Consider the following 22,970-nt stretch of genomic DNA (forward strand, 5'->3'; position numbering starts at 1 on the left):
TATAAAGCTAAGAAATTACTCCCGAACCAGCTAATTCATTTCCTAAATACCAAGCAACAAACTGTCCTTCGGTAATAGCAGACTGTGGTTCTTCAAACTCCACATACATTCCATGTTCAAATTGGTGTAAAACAGCTTTCTGCAAAGACTGGCGGTAACGAATTCTCGCCATTACTTCCATTTTCTCCCCAGCTTTCAGTGTTAAATCTTCTCTAATCCAGTGTACTTCAGATTCTCCAACGAACAGGGCTTTTTTAAATAATCCTGGGTGTTGACTTGACAAACCTGTATAAATAGTATTGGTTTCAACATCTGTCGCGATTACAAACAAAGGATCTGTTGTTCCTCCTACGTTTAGACCTTTTCTTTGTCCAACAGTAAAATAATGAGCACCTTGATGTTTCCCAACTACTTTTCCCATAGTTGGAAGATATTCTAATTTTTGTGATTCTAATTTTAATTCTTCTTCCAAAGAAAGATCAGCTGATTTTGCAGCAGTATAAATCGGATCGTTTTTGTCTACTTGAACAATTTTACCTTCTTTAGGCTGTAATTTTTGTTGCAAAAATTCTGGAAGACGAACTTTTCCAATAAAACACAATCCTTGAGAATCTTTCTTTTCGGCTGTAACCAATTCCATTTCAGCAGCAATTTCGCGTACTTCTGGTTTGGTCAAAGCTCCAATAGGAAATAACGCTTTTGATAATTGTTCTTGCGACAACTGACATAAAAAATATGATTGATCTTTGTTAACGTCATTTCCAGCAATCAATTGATAAACCGTTTTTCCGTCCACTTCGATTTCGCTTTTTTGGCAGTAATGTCCTGTTGCGACATAATCTGCACCAAGACTTAAAGCGATTTTCATAAACACATCAAATTTGATTTCGCGATTACAAAGCACGTCAGGATTTGGAGTTCTTCCTTTTTCGTATTCGTTGAACATATAGTCCACGATTTTTTCTTTGTATTCTTCACTCAAATCAACAGTTTGAAACGGTATGCCAAGTTTTTCAGCAACAAGCAGAGCATCGTTACTGTCTTCCAGCCAAGGACATTCGTTTGAAATAGTAACCGAATCATCGTGCCAATTCTTCATAAAAAGGCCAATAACTTCGTACCCTTGCTGCTGCAGTAAATAGGCTGCAACACTAGAATCTACTCCACCTGAAAGTCCAACAACTACTCGTTTCATTTTAAAATGTTTGATTTTTTAAGGTTGCAAAGGTACACCAAATAATAGAAAATTTCACAAAGGTTTGCATTACTTTAAGTAATCCCGCAGTAGATAAAACCTATCACTTTTTTAAGTACATTTAATTCTCAATTTCAAAAGCATGAAAAGATACATTTACAGCTTATTTTTCCTGTTTCTCCTAACTACTTTAAATGCACAGCGTTTCGTCTCTTCTCTTCCAGATTACGAAGCTTACAAAGCATTTAAAGGAAAACCTTTATCGGATAAATTCTCCAATATCGAATCGGTTAAAGTTGTGTATGATCTCCGAAAGCAAAAAATGTATTATTTCAACAGCAGTCTCATTTTACTGCATTTTGATTTCGCTGTCAATTATTTAGGATATACTCCTGATTTAGATATTTTCAATGATCGAAATTACAGCAATACAGAAAAAGAAAGGGATTTTCTTCTTGGAAATCTAAATCATATTAAAGGAACTGATAAATGGATCTTCGAACTCGCTGCTTCCGATCATATGCCAATTCAATTGATTGAACGATTTTTCAATTTAGTCAGAACTTCCACTTTTATCGGTATGAAATTAAAATTTTATTTGAATAATCCCGAAATGATGGAATGGTTTCAGCAAAATAAATTTAAAATTCCGTGCGTGAAATCGGATTATATTTTTGGAGAAATTAAATATCAGGAAGTGGTTCGAGGAACAAATGTCGGAATTCTCAAAAAATACAATCTTAAAGAATTAGAAACTGTAAAACCAAATCCGGACGAAATCATCATTTTGAATGGAACACCAGATATTCTTCCAAATGTAAGAGGAATTATTGTAAACGAACTTCAGACACCTTTAAGTCATTTGGTTCTTTTAGGAAAAAACAGAAAAATTCCGATTATGGCGTATACCGATATTGAAAAAGACAACAATATCAAAAGTCTTCTTTCTAAAAAAGTCGAATTAAAAATAGCAATTGATACTTTTTACATCAAGGAAACAACTAAAAAAATCAGTCTAAAAACAATTGGAAAAAAGAAAAAACTCCTAATTGACAACACTATAACCGAATTAGTTAATTTATCTCAAATTCCAAAAAAAGGCGTAAACTATATTGGTTCCAAAGCACAAAACATGGCCTATTTGATTGCCATTTCCAAAGAAATTCCTTTTAAAGTTCCAGAAAATGCTCACGCCATTCCGTTTTATTTTTATACGCAGCATATTCAGAAAACTTCAATTTCTCCTTTAATAGCAGAACTTTTAGCTTTCCCGAAAAAAGATTCCACATTATGGGTTAATAATCAGCTGAAAAAAATTAGAGATGCCATCAAAAAAGAGCCAATTAATCCTGAATTAATTTCAAAATTAAATCTAGCTTTTAAGGATGCCAAATTCAAGAATTTCAGATTTCGCTCTTCAACCAATGCCGAAGATTTGGATGATTTTAACGGAGCAGGATTATACGATTCTAAAACAGGAATTGTAGGCGATTCCATTAAAACTTTTGAAAAAGCAATCAAGCAAGTCTGGGCAAGTGTTTGGAACGAAGCTTCATACAACGAAAGAGAATTATTTGGCATCGATCAGCAGAATATTGCAATGGGCGTTTTAGTGCATCGTTCTTTCCCAGACGAACTAGCTAATGGTGTCATAATTACTAAAAACCTTTTTAGACAAAACTTTCCTGGAATTACTGTAAATGTCCAAAAAGGAGAAAACTCTGTAGTAAAACCAGAAAAAGGCGAAATCTGCGAGCAGTTTGTGGCTTATCATTTTAGCGATGGAAAAGACGACAAAGACTTTGACATTGATTACACCTCCAATTCTAATTTGAACAATAATGAACCTTTATTGAGTAGAAAAGAAATGAGCAACCTGTTTAATGTCAGCAGGAAAATCGAGGAAAAAATGTATCGTTACTGGCGTAAAAACCAGTTTCATCCTGTTGATATTGAATTTAAAATCGTTGGCGAAAAGAGAGATTTATATATTAAACAAGTTCGCCCTTTTAACGATTAATAAAAAACCAACAAATCTATCTCGTTTGTCGCTGTATTAATTAAGACAATTCTAAAATCAAATTCTTCAATTTTAATTTTCTGCTGAATTGATTTTCGAATGAATTCCTGATTTAAAGAAAAACTATCGTCAAGAGGTATTTTCAAATCGACTGAATTCAGATATTTTGAAGCTTTTTTATTGACAATAATTGAAGCGACAATATAGAACCCAATTATAATTATTTGAAAGAAAAGCAATAGTTCAATCTTTTCAAACGGATACATTATATCTAAAATGGACAATGTAATCGTCGCAAAAAGAAAAATTATCGCATTTACGGTAAAAGACTGTGTTCTAAAACGAAGTATTGAAAAAATAGCGAATAATCCAAATCCTATCCCGACTCCGATTTCGATTTTGGTAAAAAGGTAACAAAGCGAAAAAGTACAAAGACCAACAATAACCATCAATGGATTTATAGTGGCGTTATCTTTTCTATTGGAGAAAAAATACAAAACCAAAATTGAAAAAAACAAAAGAAGAAATCGTCCTAAAAGTTCGTTTAAATCCATAGGTTAGAATAAATTGATGACTCAAATGTAAACAATTTACTAATTAGTACTCCATTTATAGTTTTTGGACCACTCGTAAAATTTATCCAATTTATCTTGATTCTTTTTATGCCATTTAGCAACATCTTCCTCGCCTGAATCCACGTACGCGATATACGCAAAAGGTTCAATGAGCTTTTTATTTTTCATTTCGATGAAATATGGCGCTAAAAAATTCCAATAAAAACCAGTATTATCATTTTTTGTTTCTTCTAATGAAGCACAAATAACCTCAAACTTTCGTATAAAATTCTCTGCATCTGTTTTTTTTACATTCTTTTTATCAAAGTCTAAACCTGCGCTCATAGAAAGTATTAAATCTGCAGCAGAAAAATCATTTTCTTTTTTAACTCCTGTAGAATCTGGAAGCGTAGCTGCATCGATATTAATTGTCACTGCTTTCTCACCTGTTTGAGTCACGCCTTTCATCATTAAGCTTTTTAAATTTTCAAAGTTCTTCTTTGATCTGCTTGTTTGCGGTTCGACAATTAAAAATCTCGAAAATGCCATAACAGCAGGAATTCTATTAGAATTTGTCTCTAATATCCCGATAGCATTTAATGAACCAGCATGTTTTGGATTTATACTCAAAGATTTTTGAAAGCAGGAAAGAGCTTCTGAACTATTATTAGAATTCGCATAACAAATCCCCTTATTAAAATACAATTGATAATAATTTGGAAATCTCTGAATTCCTTCTTCGTATATTTTTAATGCTTCTTCATTTTTCTTTAAATGATCTAACGCATTAGCATAATTAACGTAAACATTCTGAAGTCCGCTTTCGGGATGAGTTACAATAGCATGTTTTGAAATAGCTATAACTTCATCAAATTTATTTAAAGAATTCAATGTTAAAGATTTTTCAATTAAAGCAAACAAATTGTCTTTATCTAGTTCTAAAGCTTTATCATAATTTTTAATTGCTCCTTCATAATCACCTTTATCATGAAGAACTATACCAGATTCTACAAGTTTATCTGCTTCATCTTTATTTTGTGCATAAATACCCGTAAACATTAAGAACAAAAATAGTAGACTTTTAACTTTCATATAGGTTTGATTTAGATTATAAACTTACTATATTTTACTTACATAAAAACGAAATCAACAAAAAAAACGATAGCATAAAAAAAAGGACTTAAAAAAATTTTTAAGTCCTTTCGTTAGAATTATTACATCTATTATTTTTTAGGAGCTGGCCCTTTCTCAGAAGCTTTATTAGTATTTTTAGGATCACTCATATTTACTTCTTTTATCAATTTCCCTTTTTGATAAAACTGCCAGATTCCTGCTTTTTTACCGTTTACAAACTTCCCCTTAGATGCCACTGAAGCATCTGATTCATAAAAAACAGCATCACCATTGTATTCATTATTTTTAAAAGTAGATTCTTCTAAAAGTGTTCCGTCTTGCCCTAATTTTTTATAAGCTCCTTCTTTCAAACCATTTTTATACATCATCTCTTCTGCCACTTTTGAATTGGGATAATAAATAGTTTTCAAACCTTCCAGCTTTCCGTTTTTGTAATTTTCAGAAGTCATTAAAACCTTTGAAGCTTTATGATAATATTTCCATTCTCCGTCACGAGATTTTCCAATTTCTTTTCCTTCGCTCACTATGTTTTTATTTTGGTCATAAAAAATAGTATACGAGCTCCCGTCATTGGTACTAAAATCTCTTGTTGCGATTACATCTCCTTTTTTAGTATCATCAAAAAATTTAAAAAGACCTGTTTCTTTTCCGTGATTAAAAGTTCCTTCATAACGCGGACGCTTAGATTCGGCATAAGTACCTTTCCAAAGTCCGTCTTTTTTTCCGGCAGCATCAACTTTATTAATATCTGTTTGTGCATTTAAAACCAATGCATTTAGAAACAGTAATCCGAGAATGATTTTTTTAGAGATCATAGTACATTTTTTAAGCTTAACGAAAATCTGAATTATAAATTATATTGGCAAAAAAAAATCCCGATAAATCGAGATTTTTTATTTAGAATTATTTCTTTTTCTTATTCTGCCCTTGAGCTTTTGCAGCTTCCTGCTGTTCCATTACTTCTTGAAGGCGCTGTTGAAACTTACTTGGTTTCTTAGGCTCTCTCAATTTATTTTCTTGAATCTGAGCGTGAATTTTATCACTGTCTACAATGTAGTTTTTAATTACGAACATAATTCCGATTGTGATTAAGTTCGAAATAAAGTTATACAAACTCAAACCTGCACCGTAACTATTGAAGAAAATTAACATCATTAATGGCGAAACATAAATCATGATTTTCATCATTTTTGCCATATCTGGCATACCTTCCTGTTGAGGCGCCGCCATTTGTTGATCTCCTGAAGTCATTTTCATGTAGAAGAAAATTGCAATTGCCGCCAAGATTGGAAACAAACTGATATGATCTCCATACAATGGAATATTAAAAGGTAATTTTACCACAGAGTCAAAAGATGACAAATCGTCTGCCCAAAGGAAACTTTTTTGTCTTAATTCAAACGCTGCAGGGAAAAACTGGAACGACGCATACATAAACGGAAGCTGAATCAATGCTGGGATACATCCTGCCATTGGGTTTACTCCTGCTTTGTTGTACAGTTTCATTGTTTCCTGTTGTTTCTTCATTGGGTCTTTTTTGAATTTTTCTCCCAACTCTGCAATATCAGGTCTTAAAACTTTCATTTTAGCCTGAGACAAGAATGATTTATATGTAATTGGCGACATGGCCAATTTGATAATTATCGTAAAAATGATAATAGCAATTCCTAATGATAATCCAATAGTTGAACTTAAGAAACCAAATAATGGAATAAAGATAAATTTGTTAATCCATCCAAAAATTCCCCATCCTAACGGAATGATTTTATCAAAATTTTTATCGTAAGCTTTTAATGTTTTGTAATCTACAGGACCCATATACAAATTCATTTTGTAATCGATCTCTCCGTTTGTAAACGCTAAAGGCAAATTTGCTCTGAACTGTTTAGTAAAAACAGTATCGATTTTTTCATCTTTAACTAAATCATCAGACTGTAATTTTGATGTTTCAAATGGTTTTTCTGTAGATAAAATAGTGGCAAAGAAATGCTGTTTAAAAGCTACAAAACTAACTTTGGTAGGAGTTTCTTCTTTTCCTTGTCCGTGTTGACTTACATTATTGTATTTTGACTCGTTGTATTTGTAATCTATTTGAGCAAAACGATTTTCGTAAGAAACACTTTTCTCGTTTCTGTATGTTTTTAAATCCCATTCTAAATTTAACGGTTTAGCTGAATTTAAAACTTTGTTTAATCCTTGAGAACGAATATCAAAACCAACTAAATAATCGTTTGGCTTCAAGATATATTTATATTCCAAAAACTCATTTGCTCCCGCTTTCAAACGCATAGATAAAACTTGGTCTGCACCAATTTTTTCTAATGTTGGTTCGAAATACAAATCTTTAGAATTTAATGTTCTATTATCTGTAGTAAGAAGCTGTAAATTTAAGTTTGAGTTGTTGTTTTTAATTAATTCAACTAACTGACCTGAACCTTTTTTAAACTTTTCAAATTCTTTTAAAGTAGCTTCAACAATGTACCCCCCTTTGTTAGCGATTTTAAGCTTAAGCTTTTCGTTTTCAATTGTAGTAAAAGTTTCTTTTGCAGAAGGAAGCGTTGCAGAATAAGCAAATCCTCCTAAAGTTTTTTGCAACTGAGCCAATTGTACTGTATCTCCAGGAGTTACGGCAGCAACTGGTAATAATGCTGTTTGAGTTTTATCGGCTTTTGCTTGTGCTTCTTGTTTAGCTACTAATTCTTTCTTGGCTTTTTCAGCAGCAATTTCTTTTTCAGAAGGTTGATTTTGATAAAAAATCCAAATCAAAATTCCAAATATCAATACAAAACCAATGATCGAATTGAGGTCTAATTTTTTTTCTTCCATTATTTTTAAAAAAAGTTATTCGTTTGAGGTTATTAGTTACTTGTTTAATTTAAAAGTTACACCTCTTAGAATGAATTATTATTTTTTATGTGCATTTACTGCAGCTGCCACAAAGTTTACGAAAATAGGGTGCGGATTTGCAACTGTACTTTTGTATTCTGGGTGGTATTGTACCCCAATAAAAAATGGGTGATTTTCAAGCTCAACAATCTCAACTAAACCTGTATCAGGATTTACTCCAGAAGCTTTTAAGCCTGCTTTCTGCAATTCATCTGCATATTTATTATTGTACTCATAACGGTGGCGGTGACGCTCCGAAATAGTTTTTTCTCCGTAAATTTTGTGTGCCAAAGTGTTTGGTTTAATATCACATTTCCAAGCACCTAAACGCATTGTTCCTCCTTTATCGGTTACATTTTTCTGTTCTTCCATTAAACTTACAACCGGATGAGATGTTTTCTCGTTCATCTCTGTAGAGTTCGCTTCAGCATAACCTAAAATATTTCTAGAATATTCGATAACAGACATCTGCATTCCTAAACAAATTCCGAAGAAAGGAATGTTATTTTCACGAACGTAACGAACTGCTTCAATTTTTCCTTCAATTCCTCTTTCTCCAAAACCTGGAGCAACTAAAACTCCATCAAGAGTTCCTAATTTCTCTTCTACATTCTCTGCATTAATATGCTCTGAGTGAATAGAAATTACGTTTACTTTTGTTTCGTTTGCAGCTCCTGCATGAATGAACGCCTCTAAAATAGATTTGTAACAATCCTGCATTTCCACATATTTTCCAACCAAACCAATGTTTACAGTTTGTTTTGGGCTTTTTAATCTTTTTAAGAAAGTATTCCAGTTTTTAAGATCTGGAGATGCTTTTTTAGGTAAATCTAATTTCTTTAAAGCCACAACATCTAATCCTTCTTCAAGCATTAAATTTGGAACTTCATATATCGTAGAAGCATCAATTGACTGAATAACCGCTTCTTTTTTCACATTACAGAATAAAGCTAACTTCTGACGTAATTCTTGAGACAATTCATGCTCAGTTCTACAAACCAAAATATCGGCTTTAATACCACTTTCCATTAAAGTTTTAACAGAGTGCTGCGTTGGTTTTGTTTTTAATTCACCCGCCGCCGCCAAAAATGGAACTAAAGTTAAATGAATAACGATTCCGTTATTTTCTCCCAACTCCCAAACCAACTGACGAACAGATTCGATATAAGGTAAAGATTCGATATCACCTACAGTTCCGCCAATTTCAGTAATTACAATATCATAATCGCCAGATTTACCCAGCAATTGCATTCTGTCTTTGATTTCGTTTGTGATATGAGGAACAACTTGAACAGTTTTTCCTAAAAATTCTCCTCTTCTTTCTTTTTCAATAACCGAAAGATAAACTCTTCCTGTAGTAACATTATTAGCTTGAGAAGTAGGAACGTTCAAGAAACGTTCGTAGTGTCCTAAGTCTAAGTCAGTTTCAGCTCCATCATCTGTTACATAACATTCTCCGTGCTCGTAAGGATTCAAAGTTCCTGGGTCAACGTTAATGTATGGATCAAATTTCTGAATAGTTGTACGGTATCCTCTTCCTTGTAACAATTTTGCCAAAGATGCCGCGATAATCCCTTTTCCTAATGAAGAGGTCACACCTCCTGTAACAAAAATATATTTTGTTTGATTCATTCTGCTGTTGTTTGTAAGTAGTTGTGTAAAAAACTTGGCAAAAGTACAAATTTAATTAGACAATTTATCAATTCCAGAATGAGATAATTTTTAAAATTTTAGAGTTCTTTTAATTTAAATGAAGGTTTTAAGTTTTGACTTTATAAAACGAAAGAATTTTATGATTTTAGCTAAAAATTCGCAATTAATAATCCATAACCTTAACAATTTAAAAATACTTTTTTTAAGGCTTTGGATATTGTTTTTTGATATTTCGAATCAACTCTTCCAAGCCATTCAATTTCAATTCATAAATCAATTGCAATTGCTGGCCAAGCTCTCCTTTTGGAAAACCTTTATTATGATACCAAACCACGTAATATTCGGGTAAATCAATTAAATATTTCCCTTCATATTTCCCGAAAGGCATTTTAGTATGCGCTAATTTTATGAGTTGTTTTTTGTCTTGATCCATTTTTTTTCAGAGAGGAAAGAAGCTAGAATATAGAAAATAGACTTCTGCATTTGCTTCGTTATGCAAAACTATTACTTATTTTTCTTTTGCCACAGATTAAAATGATTCACACAGATTAAAAAACTTAGCAACTCAGTCTCTCAGCAACTTAGAAACTAAATAAAAAAAGAAGCAAGAAAAAAGAACATAGTTAATTCTCCTTTCCTGCTTCAAAAATATTATTCAACTAATTACTTACTTCTAAAGTACTAAGAAAAAAAACTTAGAATCTCAAAACCTTAGCATCTTAGCATCTTTTTAATAATGCCATCTCACGAAAGCTTCCATTGCTGCATAAGTTGCCAAACCTAACTGATGGTACAATTGAGCTGTTTCGCGGTTTCTGTCTTCTGCTCTCTGCCAGAACTCTCTTGCATCTGTTCCTTGGAAAACCACTCCATCTTTTTGAGACTGATGTTTGAAGATTCCATGACGTTTTGCTAAAACCTGATCAGGACTCATTGGAACCGCCATTTCAACTTCGTCAATTCCCCATTCCTGCCAAGCTCCACGGTACAACCATAACCAGCAGTCGTTCATGAATTCTTTTGGTTTTAAAACTTTTACTGCTTCAAAAATAGCATCCAAACAAACTTTATGCGTTCCGTGCGGATCTGCTAAATCTCCAGCAGCATAAATTTGGTGTGGTTTAATTTTTTCAATTAAATCCACTGTTAGCTGAATATCTTCTGGCCCAATAGGTTTTTTCTCGATTGTTCCGGTTTCATAGAAAGGCAATTCCATAAAGTGAATTTGAGAATCTGGAAGACCCACAAAATAACTTGTCGCTCTCGCCTCTCCTTTTCTAATTAAACCTTTAATATAACGAACTTCTGGAATATCAATTTCGCTGTTCTTTTTGTTCTGTAAAAATGCTTCTGCTTTTTTGTAGATATTATCGGCTTCCTCGCTTTTGATTCCGAATTTCTCATTGTAATCAATTACGAATCTTGCAAAACGAAGCGCTTCATCATCAGCAACTGCAATGTTTCCGGATGTTTGGTAAGCCACATGCACTTCATGTCCTTGCTCTTGCAAACGCATGAAAGTTCCTCCCATACTGATAATATCATCATCAGGGTGCGGGCTGAAAAGCAATACACGTTTTTTAGCCGGCTCAGCTCTTTCAGGTCGATTAGAATCATCAGAATTTGGTTTTCCACCTGGCCAACCTGTAATTGTATTTTGTAATTTATTAAAAATCTTAATATTAGTATCGTAAGCCGGGCCAGAATCTGCCAACAAATCGCTCATACCATTTTCGATATAATCTGCATCTGTAAGCATTAAAATTGGTTTTTTAAGATCTAATGCTAATCCTAAAACTGCTTTACGAGTTAATTTGTCTGTCCAAACAATTTTTTCAACCAACCAAGGTTTATTGATTCTAGTTAATTTTGAAGAAGCTTCTTTATCTAAAATAAAAACAGCATTGTTATGCTCTTGCAAAAATGACGCAGGAACTCTATTGGTAACTTCATCCTCAACTGATTTTTTTACAATATTTGCTTTTCCTTCTCCCCAAGCCAATAAGATTACTCTTTTTGCTTCCATGATTTTTTTAACCCCAAGTGTAATAGCAGTTCTTGGCGTATTATTTAAACCGTAGAAATCTTTGCTGGCTGCAACTCTTGTAATATGGTCTAATGCCACCAAACGAGTTTTAGAGTTTTGAAGCGAACCCGATTCGTTAAAACCAATATGTCCGTTACCTCCAATTCCTAGAACCTGTAAATCGATGCCTCCTAAAGCTTCGATTTTAGCTTCATATTCGTGGCAGTAATCAGCTATTTGTTCTTTTGTCAAAAGTCCGTCTGGAACATGAGCGTTTTCAGGTAAAATATCGACATGATCAAACAAAAGTTCTTTCATAAAACGAACATAACTGTTGATTGAGTTTGGCTCCATTGGATAGTATTCATCCAAGTTAAAACTGATTACATTTTTGAAACTCAAACCTTCTTCTTTATGCAGACGCACTAATTCAGCATACAAACCTTTTGGAGAAGAACCTGTTGCCAAACCTAAAATACATGGTTTGCCTTCTTTTTGTTTTTCTTTGATTAAAGCTGCAATTTCCTGCGCTACTTCTTTTGAAGCTTCTGTTGAGTTTTCAAAAACAACTGTATTGATGTTTTCGAATCGTTTTTCGAAACCTGTTGCTTTGTCGATTTTACTTTTTAACATGGTATATTTTTTTAAAATTTATTTTCTTATTCTTTAAATTTGAAAACATAACTAAAAAAAGCAACAATGATTCTTTTGCAACCTATTGCGTTTTTTTTGCAAATATCTGCATTTTTATTGCACCACAAAAATAAAATAGTAAGTTTTATTTATTTTTAACTAAGTAGAAGCTTTTTGTTAATGTTCTGAAGTTTTCTAATATAAAACAGATATCTTTTGGTCAGAATTTCATAATTCAACAATAAAAACAGGCTATGTTGTAAAATGTTTCTCTCTATATTTATAGCACTCTTTAAAAGAAATCTAGTTTACTTTTAAAACATTCTACACACTTAAATATAAAATTAATTTTAAGAACATCTATAAAAAAATTAACTGATCAGCTTTCTAACGTTTCATTTTCAAACAATTAACACTCATAAAAACCAAAACCATTAAATATGATCTATTAATCTGCATTAAAATTGCATTGACTCATTTAAGTTTTCAATTAAAAAATCTCCTGTTTTTGTACAGGAGATTTTTAAGACTAACAAAAAAATAACTAAACAACGAATCCAAATAACTATTTTATCTAGAAAATTCAACCGTTTTTAATTTTTGCCATGCCCCTCTCGTAAAATCAGGAATTTCGACAGGAGCTGAGTTGTTATCTAAAGAAATTTCTGTTAACGGACTTAAACAAGACCATTCTGCCAAATCATAAACATCCATATCTAATGGAAGTCCTTTTTGAAGACAGTAAAACATTCTGTAATCCATAATAAAATCCATACCGCCATGACCTCCTACTTTTTTAGCCATTTCTTCTATATCTTTTACAATCGGATTTTTATATTTTTCCATTAATATCTTTTTTACATCTTCCGATACAAATTCTTCGGCATTAAGATTTTGATAATTTTTAGAAATTTCTGCTCCAGCTTCTTTTGCATCAATTGCATAACCTTCTACTGGATATTTATTTGCAAATCCTTTTGTTCCTGACAATTGATACATTCTGCTGTAAGGTCTTGGACTTGTAACATCGTGCTGAATTTGGATTGTTTTTCCCATTTCAGTACGAATCATTGTCATGGTATGATCTCCATTTCTAAAATCAGTAACCTCTTCTCCTGTTTTTTCTTTTATAAATGCTGGATTTCCAACTGCTTTAGTATCCATTGAAACTAAAAAGTTCATTTTATCACCCCTATGAATATTCAAAGCCAAACAAGCCGGTCCCATTCCGTGTGTTGGATAAACATCTCCCCTGTGTTTGCGGTTATAATCCATTCTCCAGTTATTCCAGTAGTTTTGCCAATAGGGCTGAAGTCCATGAATATAAGATCCCTCGGCATGAAGAATTTCTCCAAATAAACCTTGTTGTGCCATGTTTAAGGTAGTCAATTCGAAGAAATCATAAACGCAGTTTTCAAGCATCATACAATGTTTTCTAGTTTTCTCAGAAGTATCAATAATATCCCAGATTTCTTTCATGGTCAAAGCACCAGGAACCTCAACAGCAACATGTTTACCATCTTTCATAGCCTGAACTGCGATATTGGCATGATGCTTCCAATCGGTTACAATATAAACTAGATCCACATTATCTAATTTTGTTACTTTTTTCCAAGCATCTTCTCCAAAAAATTCCTGCGCTTTTGGTGCGCCAAGCTTTATCAGAGTATCGTTTGCCGCTTTTGTTCTTTCTTCCATCATATCACACAGAGCTACAATTTCTACTCCTGGAATATGCGGAATACGCTCTACAGCTCCAGTACCACGCATTCCTAATCCAATAATTGCTACTCGAACATGAGGGATTGCTGGTGTTGCCAGACGTAAAACATCGGTTTGTCCTTTATCTCTTTTTGGTGTTTTTGTTTTGATAAGCTGTGCTGATGTAGTACAAACTTTGAATAGCAAAAATGCTATGAATAAAAATCTTAAACTTTTCATTTTTTTTGTTTTAATGATATTTTTTTTGAACGTTTTCTCTGTAGTAATTTGTTCTTATTACACTTTTATATAGGTTCTGTTTTTGTGCATATACCAAAGTATTAAATAAAGAATGACAAATCCTGCTAAATCACAAAATGCATCGTAATACGCTCCTGTAAACTGCTCAAAACCAAAGAAAATTTGTTTAGCTACAGCTGAGAAATTTAAAACGTGAGAACCTACATAAGCTGCAATGGCATTAAGCCCAATAACCCGAAATGGATAAGCCCATTTTGTATACCCCTTTACATCTACAAGCCAATAGAATAAAGCTAATAAAACAAAGCTGATTCCTGATGAAAAAATTACAAATGAACTTGTCCATATTTTTTTTATTATAGGATGCCATAAACCAATAAGCAATGAAGTTGCTATTCCAACAACACCAATTACAGCCAGATGCAAAGCTATTTTTGATCTTGAATTTGAAGACAGCAGCAACTCTCCCGCAAATAATCCTGATAAAGTTGTTGCCGTAAATCCCAACCCTGTTAATAGCCAAGAATATTGTGTCTGATCATAAAATCGACCAAAAACCTGCTGGTCAATATAAATAGGAAGGTTTTTGTTTGGAAGCAATTCAAAATGATGTCCGAAGAAATTCGGAATCGATAATAATACGGCGTATAAAACAAGACATGTGACAAAAAATAAATATCTTCCTTTTTTAGATAAATTGAGATAAGCAATACATGAAAATAAATAACCAACCGCAATGGCCTGTAATGTATTACTGAAAACATGAAACTTCGAAATATCTAAAAACAATAAATTCCCCTGCACAATCCATCCAAGAATAAATAGAATTACGAATCGCTTTAAAATATGAGCATATAATGTAAATTTTGAACCTGATTCGGCACTTCTATTTCCTAATGAAAACGGAATTACAACTCCAACAACAAATAGAAACAAAGGCATAATGACATCATACAAATGAAAACCAATCCATTCTGGATGTTCAAACTGATCCGCTAAGGCTTTTGTAAAATTGGTTTGAGATGCTACATGTAAATTATAAAAAAATCGATCTGCAACAATGATCATTAACAAATCAAATCCTCGCAATACATCTATAGACATTAATCGATTATTGGCGATAACTTTAGTCATTTCTTCTTTTTCTATTTTATAATAATCCCGATATTTTTTAAATAATCGGGATTATAAAATTATATAAACTCGATAGCTCATGCCATTGGAATCAAAACAATTAATCTTCAAAAAACGCTTCATCCAATGGCACTTTTTTGACCGGCTATCGATGACAAACTACAATTGTAATGTAGAGAACTTAGGTCCTTCAGGGAAATTGGCTACAAGAGCCCATCCTGCATTCATTTCGGTAATGGCAATACCTATTGAACTTCCCAAAGTTCCTAATTGTGATTTTGGAATACTAAATTCAATCGCATTGATAGTTGACGAAAGACTTACAATTCCAGATGATTTCAAGTTAACTCCAGAACCTACTTGTTGTCCCCAGCCCCAACCTCCATTTGGATCGGTATGTTTATAGAAATCGCCCCAGCCGTTACTTACTACTGGACCCTCAAATAAAAACTCTGCTCCAGAACCCTGAGGCCAATTGCTGTGCAAAAATCCAGTTTGGGTATTACCATCAGTATTGATATACATATCTACCAATTCCATTAGCATTTTTTTGTTTCCTTCTAAGTACACATTTACATTTGGACCGCCCGCCCAAATCTTAATTTTTTGAATAGAGCCATTTCCAGAAGTATTTTCATCTGTTACTGCAACATCATCCCAATCCGTAAATTTTCCATCAACTTTAATATCAATGATTATAATTCTTGGTGCTGTAATGGTTTTAGTAATAAACGCTTCTTCTCCCTTGTCATTTGTCACAGTTAAAGAAACTCTTATCTCACCTCCAATTTTATAAGTGTAAATGGGATCTTTTTCAGCAGATGTATAATATAAATCCCCGAAATCCCATCGATATTTTGTACCGTTTGTTGAAAGATTGGTAAATGTAAATGTGCTTCCATCATTTGTAAATGAAAAATCTGCAGTTGGCTTTGTTGCTGAATCCTCTGATGACGAACCATCGCTCGAGCAAGCTGTCAGCAATAACAAGACAACTAGCAATGTTATATATTGGGTTAATTTTATTTTTTTCATGGTTTTGAATTTAAATGTTTTGAATAACTATTTAATAATAACCGTTTGTGATAATTTATTGAATCCTGTCGCTGCTTCCCATGTTCCTGTATTTGCAAAACGAATGCAATAATCAGGTCGGTCTGCCAGTTTAGAAGAACTGTCTTCTATTTTTAAAAGCAATTCGTAAGTTCCTGCTGGAACTCCTGACAAACTCACTGATTCTTTTAAGTCGAAAGTCACTTTTGGCACTACTTTTCTAACATCAAAGTTTAACTTTTTCTTGTATAGAGTCCCTCCTGTTGTTGCTCTCAAGATTAGGAAAGCATTTTTTGGATTATAAACTGGTGCAAAACCAGAATTGTTTATCAAAGCATTAAACTCCAATGAACTATTTAGCGCAACCTCTTTTTTGATGCTTGAAGAAGCCACTGAAAGTCTGTACCCTAATTTTCTCTCAAAATCGGTAAAACAGTTATTGTTTCTCCATTCTTGCAAAACGGGACCATAATAATCCAGATTTAAATACGTCCATTTTAAAAGTGTCATTTCTGTTTCTGCTATACTGCAGCTGGCAATGGGAACATTTGTTGGAGGACAAGTTTCTCCTCCTGTTGGTACATAAAGCGCTTCATTGCTTATGTATGTTTTATCAGCAGTAACATTTGTATATGTTCCATAATCATCAACACTTGCCATAAAACAATCGTTATGAAAACCTAAACGAGCTGTATTTGACGTTCCATAACCCACTGTTGCATCCATTGCTGTTGTTGTCGCAACAAAATCCTGTTTTATTTTTGGCGTTCTTACTTGAATTTTCACTTCTTTTGGAAAAGATTCTAGAAGTTTATCTAGAATCAGTTTTTTATTTGCTGGCGTAGTAAGCTGATTAGTGGTGTAATACCATTCTCCCCAAGCTCCTACAAAACCAGCCTGTACAAAAGCAATTACATCTTTATTTTCTTCCAAAATAGGTTTCAGCTGATCTAAATGTCCAGATATTACGGCAACAGAGGCATCTGAACCATCCTGTGCATCAGTATAAGCAAAACGTAAAACACATTTTAAACCAGCTTCTCTCAAACGAGTAAAATCAGTTTTAATAAGATCTAACTGTGTCTGGCTTAAAGGAGTTGTTTTAAATTTTTCTAGATAATACAAACGCAAAATAAGACTCACATTTTCCTTCTTTAAATTACTCAAAGAAGCAGTAGTGATTGCTGCTCCTTCAGAGTTTACCTGCCACGTATGCATAAATCCACGCTCTGGATTTGTAAAAACTTCGTTAGAAACCGCATACGTAACTTTTTCAAGTCCATTTGTTTGCTCTCCATTATTTTTGTCGCCATCACTTTGGCAGCTTGACGCCATATTTAGGAAAAGACAAAATAGCAATAGTAAGTTTTTCATTTTTTTTATAATTAAATTATCTGATTTCATTTTATACTTTCACAAAAAGTGATAACCTTCTAAATTAATTATATCCAGGGTTCTGAATAAATTTACCTTTACCTTCACTTATTCTATCCAATGAAAAAGGAAATAATGCTTTATAAGGAGCACTTTGACTTGCTGCTCCATTTAAAGCGAGAGCGTGTTCTGTAAATTTTCCGTGTCGGATTAAATCTGAACGGTATTGTCCGTTTTCACACCAGTATTCATGTGATCTTTCCAAGAGAATCATATCGTTAAATTTAGCTAGCGTCGCATAATCTGCTAATTGTATTTCGCTGATTTTAGCTCTTCTTCTCACGATATTTACTAAATCTATGGCTTCTTGTGTTGGAGTTCCTGTTTTATTTACTATCGCTTCTGCTCTTGATAGTAAAACATCAGCATAACGATATACAATAATATCTACGGTTGTTAAAGCAGTTGTTCTAGCTGCATCTGGATCAATTTTTAGCGGAATTGGTCCTAACTGCATGTAATTAGCTGGATTTGACCTGTTATATGTTACACCGTCTGTTCCTGTAAATTCTGCAATAAGTGCATTTTTACGAATATCTGTTGCCTCAAAAGAATCATAAAACGTCCATGAACTCTGAATAGTTCCATAACCGCCACGCCCTGGATAGTTAGCCGGTAATACCATTAACTGCCATTGGTTTTCACTTGTTCCTGCATAATCTGCGGGAACTGCCCAAATTACTTCTTTACTATCCACAGGAGCTTTAATATCCCATAAGCCCACATAATTTTCTTCTAAACCATAATAATTCATTGCCATAATTGCTGCAGCTTGTTCTTCAACTTCTGCCCATCTTTTTTCATGCAGATATAATCGAATCAATACCATTCTAGCCATACCACTACTAAATCTTCCGTAAGCTGTTTCGCCTGGCGCTTTTAAATCTGTGGCTGCATCTTTCAAATCATTTTCGATAAAACTTACCATTTCAGCATTTGAAAGTCTTGCCAGTGGTTCTTCTTTTAATGGATTTTTAAGTACGTCCAGAGGTGCTACCACTAATGGACCGTATAAATCAAAAAGTTCGTAGGCCAATAGTCCGCGTGCACATTTTATTTCGGCAATTGCTTGTTTTTTAATTAACTCATTTACGTTTGATGACTGAATTCTGTCAATACTTAAAGTCATACCACTGATCTTATTGTAAAACACATCATAAAAACGCGTGAAGGCAGTAGAAGTAGCTTTATAACTATGCAAAGAGGCTTCCTGCTGAACACCGTAAGGGCCTTGAAGAATTTCGGTTGTAGCATCCAACATAAACATTAACCCGTTTTCGGAAGTCGTATGAATTCCATTTCCATAAGAACCTCTAAGCGGATAATATGCTGAAGCAACTATCGCCTGAATATCAGCTTCCGAGCTAGGAAAAATACTCGGATTAATTTCATCATAATTTATAGACTCTAAATCGTTGCTGCACCCAGAGAATACAAGCATCAATGCTACTATTATATAACTTTTAAAATTTTTCATATCTTTTATATTAGAACTTAAGATCAATTCCTACTGTGTATGTTTTTACATTTGGATATGCTGCTGCGTAACCATCTGTTTCAGGATCAATACCATCATATTTGGTAATCGTAAAAAGGTTTTGTCCATCTAATCGAATAGCTGCTCCCTGCATATATTTACCAAACCATTTTTTTGGAAGATTATAACTTAACGATACATTTTGCAAACGAACAAATGATGCGTCCTGAAGGAAAAAATCTCCTGAACCGTATTGCGTATACCCAAAATGTGAACCTGGTCGTGTATTTGTTGGGTTATCTGGTGTCCATCTATTGTATACATTTCGTACAGCATTTCTTCCGTTTTGTGCTACTCCTACTGCTGTTACACCGTAAGCAAAATCAGTCTGATCTACAATTTTTCGTCCAAACATTCCGTTGAACTGAAAATTCAATTGAAAATTCTTCCAAGTAATTGTATTGTTCAAACCTGCTACAAAATCAGGGTCAGATGATCCAAGTAAAACAGTATCAGCTTCGTCTATTTTTCCATCTGGAGCTCCAGTTCTTAAGAATCTTCCATTTTCGTCTGTTACAGGATTTCCTGCTGCATCTCTAACAAAACCATTCAAATCTTTAATTTTGATTTGTCCTGGATATAAATCAGGCTGTGCTGGAACCACTTCTCCAATCTGCATTACACCATCAGCGATTTGGCTGTATTGTGCACGAACTGGATCATTGTATCCCATGTAAACTGAAGGCTTCCAATCTGGGGCTCTTTCTTTCCAATTTGTTCTAAACTGTGAATAAGTAAAAGTTGTTCTCCATTTAAGATCAGGACGATCAATATTTAAGGTGCTTAAAGTAAGTTCAATCCCTTTACTTTGTGTACTTCCAATATTTGCCCAAACGGTATTTATTTCTTGATAACTGTTAATAGGTTTTACAGTCAGCAAATCTGAAATTACTCTGTCATATAATTCAAATGAACCTGAAACTCTTCTATTAAACAACTCGAAATCAACACCTAAATTTTTCTCTGTTGTAGTTTCCCATTTTAGGTCAGGATTTTCAAGTCTCGAAGGAAATACCCCAATTAATATTGATTCATCTGGATTTAAATAAGCCGGCTGTGCATAGAAAGCTCCAAAAGCACTTCCTCCAATTGATGCATTACCTGTTTGTCCGTATCCAAATCTAATTTTAAACTGCGACACATATTTATCTATCGATTTCATGAATGATTCCTGAGAAACATCCCATCCAACGGCAACCGAAGGAAACAATCCGTATTTATTGTTCTTTGCAAATACACTCGCACCATCACGACGAATTGTAGACGTCAACATGTATTTATCTTTATACGAATAATTAAATCTTGTGAAATAGGAAATAAAATTGTTTTCAGATTTTGAAGAAGAGGTAACTTTTGTTCCGGCACCAGCATTCATATTATTCCATAAAAAAGCATCTGTAATAAAGTTGCTGTTTCCTAAAGTTGCTGCTTCAGTTCTGTAGGTTTGCTGTGAATAACCTACCATTAAACCAAAAGTATTGTCTTCCATTAATTTTGTAGTATAGTTTAATGTGAAGTCAAATAAATCATCATTCTTTTCTTGAGAATTAATAGTAGCCTTACCATTTTCTAATGCTCCATATAAAGTAGTTCTTGGCAAATAAGTGCTTCTTTTTGAATTCCCCTGATCAAAACCTGCCTGAAATCTTGCTGTAAGACCTTTAATTGGTTTTATTTCGGCGTAGAAATTTGTTAATGTTCGATCAATGACACCTTCATCAGAAATTGTCAAAAGCGAATATGGATTAGGTTCTAAAGCATTGTCTGGGTTTATTGGATAATTCCCCAATTCATCAATAGCTAAAATTTCAGGGCTTTGCTGTATAGCAGACCTTATGATTCCTGAGTTTTCATATTGATCTCCTCCTAATTGTGAGTTTTGATTTTTGATTCGGCTTTTAGTCATATTCATCCCAACATTAATATAATCAGTTAATTTCTGATCAAGGTTAAAATGAAAAGTCGTTCTCTTTAAGCCTGAATTCTTAATAACTCCATCCTGATTGAATAAGTTACCTGACAAAAAATACTTGGTAGATTTTGTTCCTCCGCGAAGTGATAAGTTGTTTTGTTCAATTACACCGTTTCTTGTGACTAATCCAAGCCAATCTGTTCCTTTTCCTGCATTTCTAATTTGTTCATCAGAATAAAGTCTTTTATATGGAATCCCATTTACTGGAGCTGCATTTGCTTCTTCTAAGGTTTTTGGTGAATATGGATAAACTTTATTTATAAATTCCCAATTTTCTTTTGCTGCATCATTTCTTAACTGCATCCATTCTTTCAAATCAAGGACTTCATAACTATTGTTGTATTTTTGATAGGAATATGAACCAGAGTAGTCAACTCTAACATCACCTTCATTTCCTTTTTTAGTTGTAATCAAGATAACACCATTTGCTGCTCTGGCTCCATAAATGGCTGTTGAACTTGCATCTTTTAAAACTTCTATAGATTCAATATCATTTGGGTTAAATGAATTTAAAATACTTTGCGTTCCGCCGTCGTAACGGTTCCCCGTTCCCGGTTGCTCTAAATTTGTAACTGGAAATCCATCAATAACAATCAACGGATCGTTGCTTGCGTTTATAGAACCTGCACCACGAATTTGAATATTAAATCCACCTCCTGGCTGTGCACTATTTTGAGAAATCTGTAAACCAGCTACTTTACCTTGAAGTCCAGTTAAAACTGAAGGAGCAGATGATAATACTAAAGCATCTGATTTAACAGAAGAAATAGCTCCTAACACATTCTTTTTTTTCTGTGTTCCATACCCTACAATTACAATCTCATTAAGGCTATTTGATGAAGGTACCATTGAAACCTTTAGATTAGTGGCATTGGCAATAGCAACTTCTTTTGTTTCATATCCTACATAAGAAAATAATAAAGCTTCGGTTGTAGAAGAAACTACAATGGTAAAGGTTCCATCAAAATCAGTTGTAGTTCCTTTTGGAGATCCTTTTGGCACAATCGTAACACCAATCATTGGCTGTCCCAATTCATCTAAAACCACTCCTTTAATAGTAATATCTGCTTCTGATTTTTTATTCTCTATTGCTAATTTTTCGCTACTGTCTGTAAAAGATGTTGCATTTACTTTTAATGCTGATATCAAGAAAAAGACAGTGAGTAATGTCCTTAATTTTATATCCTGATAATTACAGCATAATAACTTGTTACTTTTTTTCATATTATTCTGGTTAGTTTAAATGGTTAATGTAAAAAGCATACTTTGAGTAAGTCTAAATTGGTTAAGCTATAATCGAACTCAAAGCGAAATAATTTGTCATGTTTTTTTTGATTTCATAATTCTTCTGTTTTTGTTTTTTGTTTGATTTTTTTATTGATGTTTTTTTTGTTTTTCCTTCACTAAAACCCATCTCTTTTGACGTGATTTTTTTTTCTGAATTCTAGTCTCATTTCTTGTTTCTTAAAATTGAAAATTCAACTTCAAAAAGGGTAATAAAAAAGCTGGTTTTCAACTTACTTTTGGCTAAACTAAAGAATATTTTTTAATAAACAATGTCAAAATCGAAAAAATGTGTTCGTGCACATAAAAAAAGTGTTTTCGAGCACATTTTTTCTAAAAATTATTATTAAATTCTTAATGATTTCAAAAAACTGAAGCCTAAAAATTCAAATAATTACTAAAATAAATTGACAATATTTCAACAAATGGCTTATTCTTTTTTATATTCATTTAATTATAAATCTCAATAAAAAACCTTATCTAGTATTATTAA

The 22,970-nt window shown here is 33.2% G+C and carries 15 protein-coding genes; 1 reads left to right on the forward strand and 14 read right to left on the reverse strand.

What is annotated here, in order from left to right; all coding sequences use genetic code 11:
* Positions 1 to 7: 7 nt before the first annotated feature.
* On the reverse strand, positions 8 to 1,195 hold the full coding sequence (gene mnmA / locus GSY47_RS13450) for a tRNA 2-thiouridine(34) synthase MnmA (RefSeq protein WP_219071408.1): 1,188 nt from the start codon (positions 1,193 to 1,195) through the stop codon (positions 8 to 10).
* Positions 1,196 to 1,337: 142 nt separating this feature from the next.
* Here mnmA and GSY47_RS13455 point away from each other — a divergent pair, with 142 nt between their 5' ends.
* A complete protein-coding gene (locus GSY47_RS13455) occupies positions 1,338 to 3,215 on the forward strand; it encodes a PEP/pyruvate-binding domain-containing protein (RefSeq protein WP_179007442.1) in 1,878 nt (625 codons plus the stop codon).
* Here the strand turns inward: GSY47_RS13455 and GSY47_RS13460 are convergent.
* The 13 genes from GSY47_RS13460 to GSY47_RS13520 all read right to left on the reverse strand — a co-directional run bounded on the left by GSY47_RS13460 (position 3,212) and on the right by GSY47_RS13520 (position 22,417).
* Positions 3,212 to 3,769, reverse strand: a complete 558-nt coding sequence (locus tag GSY47_RS13460; protein WP_179007439.1) for a DUF4956 domain-containing protein — start codon at positions 3,767 to 3,769, stop codon at positions 3,212 to 3,214. The genes GSY47_RS13455 and GSY47_RS13460 overlap by 4 nt on opposite strands.
* A 39-nt stretch (positions 3,770 to 3,808) precedes the next feature.
* On the reverse strand, positions 3,809 to 4,861 hold the full coding sequence (locus tag GSY47_RS13465; RefSeq protein WP_179007436.1) for a tetratricopeptide repeat protein: 1,053 nt from the start codon (positions 4,859 to 4,861) through the stop codon (positions 3,809 to 3,811).
* Positions 4,862 to 4,992: 131 nt separating this feature from the next.
* On the reverse strand, positions 4,993 to 5,718 hold the full coding sequence (locus GSY47_RS13470) for a toxin-antitoxin system YwqK family antitoxin (RefSeq protein ID WP_179007433.1): 726 nt from the start codon (positions 5,716 to 5,718) through the stop codon (positions 4,993 to 4,995).
* Positions 5,719 to 5,806: 88 nt separating this feature from the next.
* Positions 5,807 to 7,729: a membrane protein insertase YidC gene (yidC, locus tag GSY47_RS13475; RefSeq protein WP_179007430.1), complete on the reverse strand. Its 1,923-nt coding sequence runs from the start codon at positions 7,727 to 7,729 to the stop codon at positions 5,807 to 5,809.
* Between the two features lie 78 nt (positions 7,730 to 7,807).
* The gene (locus GSY47_RS13480) at positions 7,808 to 9,421 is read right to left on the reverse strand and encodes a CTP synthase (protein ID WP_179007427.1); all 1,614 of its coding nucleotides are present in this window, start codon (positions 9,419 to 9,421) and stop codon (positions 7,808 to 7,810) included.
* A gap of 223 nt (positions 9,422 to 9,644) precedes the next feature.
* On the reverse strand, positions 9,645 to 9,875 hold the full coding sequence (locus GSY47_RS13485) for a DUF3820 family protein (RefSeq protein ID WP_008462478.1): 231 nt from the start codon (positions 9,873 to 9,875) through the stop codon (positions 9,645 to 9,647).
* 297 nt (positions 9,876 to 10,172) lie between these two features.
* The gene (gene nagB, locus GSY47_RS13490) at positions 10,173 to 12,101 is read right to left on the reverse strand and encodes a glucosamine-6-phosphate deaminase (RefSeq protein ID WP_179007424.1); all 1,929 of its coding nucleotides are present in this window, start codon (positions 12,099 to 12,101) and stop codon (positions 10,173 to 10,175) included.
* Between the two features lie 570 nt (positions 12,102 to 12,671).
* The gene (locus GSY47_RS13495; RefSeq protein ID WP_179007421.1) at positions 12,672 to 14,042 is read right to left on the reverse strand and encodes a Gfo/Idh/MocA family protein; all 1,371 of its coding nucleotides are present in this window, start codon (positions 14,040 to 14,042) and stop codon (positions 12,672 to 12,674) included.
* A 57-nt stretch (positions 14,043 to 14,099) separates the two neighbouring features.
* Positions 14,100 to 15,197, reverse strand: coding sequence for an acyltransferase family protein (locus GSY47_RS13500; protein WP_179007418.1), 1,098 nt, complete (start codon positions 15,195 to 15,197; stop codon positions 14,100 to 14,102).
* A gap of 159 nt (positions 15,198 to 15,356) precedes the next feature.
* Positions 15,357 to 16,232 (reverse strand): PKD domain-containing protein, encoded by an 876-nt coding sequence (locus tag GSY47_RS13505; protein WP_179007415.1) that lies wholly within the window; start codon positions 16,230 to 16,232, stop codon positions 15,357 to 15,359.
* 27 nt (positions 16,233 to 16,259) lie between these two features.
* A complete protein-coding gene (locus tag GSY47_RS13510) occupies positions 16,260 to 17,624 on the reverse strand; it encodes a DUF4832 domain-containing protein (protein ID WP_179007412.1) in 1,365 nt (454 codons plus the stop codon).
* Positions 17,625 to 17,688: 64 nt separating this feature from the next.
* Complete coding sequence (locus GSY47_RS13515) at positions 17,689 to 19,161, reverse strand: RagB/SusD family nutrient uptake outer membrane protein (protein ID WP_179007408.1); 1,473 nt, start codon at positions 19,159 to 19,161, stop codon at positions 17,689 to 17,691.
* Between the two features lie 10 nt (positions 19,162 to 19,171).
* On the reverse strand, positions 19,172 to 22,417 hold the full coding sequence (locus GSY47_RS13520; protein WP_179007405.1) for a SusC/RagA family TonB-linked outer membrane protein: 3,246 nt from the start codon (positions 22,415 to 22,417) through the stop codon (positions 19,172 to 19,174).
* Between the last annotated feature and the right edge of the window lie 553 nt (positions 22,418 to 22,970).

The sequence above is a fragment of the Flavobacterium quisquiliarum genome, from assembly GCF_019308285.1.
Classification (GTDB): domain Bacteria; phylum Bacteroidota; class Bacteroidia; order Flavobacteriales; family Flavobacteriaceae; genus Flavobacterium; species Flavobacterium quisquiliarum.

Excerpts from the sequence above, each read along its gene's own strand:
- GSY47_RS13500 (WP_179007418.1), bottom strand. The coding sequence starts at position 15,197 with ATGACTAAAGTTATCGCCAATAATCGATTAATGTCTATAGATGTATTG.
- GSY47_RS13515 (WP_179007408.1), bottom strand. The coding sequence starts at position 19,161 with ATGAAAAATTTTAAAAGTTATATAATAGTAGCATTGATGCTTGTATTC.
- GSY47_RS13495 (WP_179007421.1), bottom strand. The coding sequence starts at position 14,042 with ATGAAAAGTTTAAGATTTTTATTCATAGCATTTTTGCTATTCAAAGTT.
- GSY47_RS13485 (WP_008462478.1), bottom strand. The coding sequence starts at position 9,875 with ATGGATCAAGACAAAAAACAACTCATAAAATTAGCGCATACTAAAATG.
- GSY47_RS13455 (WP_179007442.1), top strand. The coding sequence starts at position 1,338 with ATGAAAAGATACATTTACAGCTTATTTTTCCTGTTTCTCCTAACTACT.
- mnmA (WP_219071408.1), bottom strand. The coding sequence starts at position 1,195 with ATGAAACGAGTAGTTGTTGGACTTTCAGGTGGAGTAGATTCTAGTGTT.
- nagB (WP_179007424.1), bottom strand. The coding sequence starts at position 12,101 with ATGTTAAAAAGTAAAATCGACAAAGCAACAGGTTTCGAAAAACGATTC.
- yidC (WP_179007430.1), bottom strand. The coding sequence starts at position 7,729 with ATGGAAGAAAAAAAATTAGACCTCAATTCGATCATTGGTTTTGTATTG.
- GSY47_RS13480 (WP_179007427.1), bottom strand. The coding sequence starts at position 9,421 with ATGAATCAAACAAAATATATTTTTGTTACAGGAGGTGTGACCTCTTCA.
- GSY47_RS13465 (WP_179007436.1), bottom strand. The coding sequence starts at position 4,861 with ATGAAAGTTAAAAGTCTACTATTTTTGTTCTTAATGTTTACGGGTATT.
- GSY47_RS13520 (WP_179007405.1), bottom strand. The coding sequence starts at position 22,417 with ATGAAAAAAAGTAACAAGTTATTATGCTGTAATTATCAGGATATAAAA.
- GSY47_RS13510 (WP_179007412.1), bottom strand. The coding sequence starts at position 17,624 with ATGAAAAACTTACTATTGCTATTTTGTCTTTTCCTAAATATGGCGTCA.
- GSY47_RS13505 (WP_179007415.1), bottom strand. The coding sequence starts at position 16,232 with ATGAAAAAAATAAAATTAACCCAATATATAACATTGCTAGTTGTCTTG.
- GSY47_RS13460 (WP_179007439.1), bottom strand. The coding sequence starts at position 3,769 with ATGGATTTAAACGAACTTTTAGGACGATTTCTTCTTTTGTTTTTTTCA.
- GSY47_RS13470 (WP_179007433.1), bottom strand. The coding sequence starts at position 5,718 with ATGATCTCTAAAAAAATCATTCTCGGATTACTGTTTCTAAATGCATTG.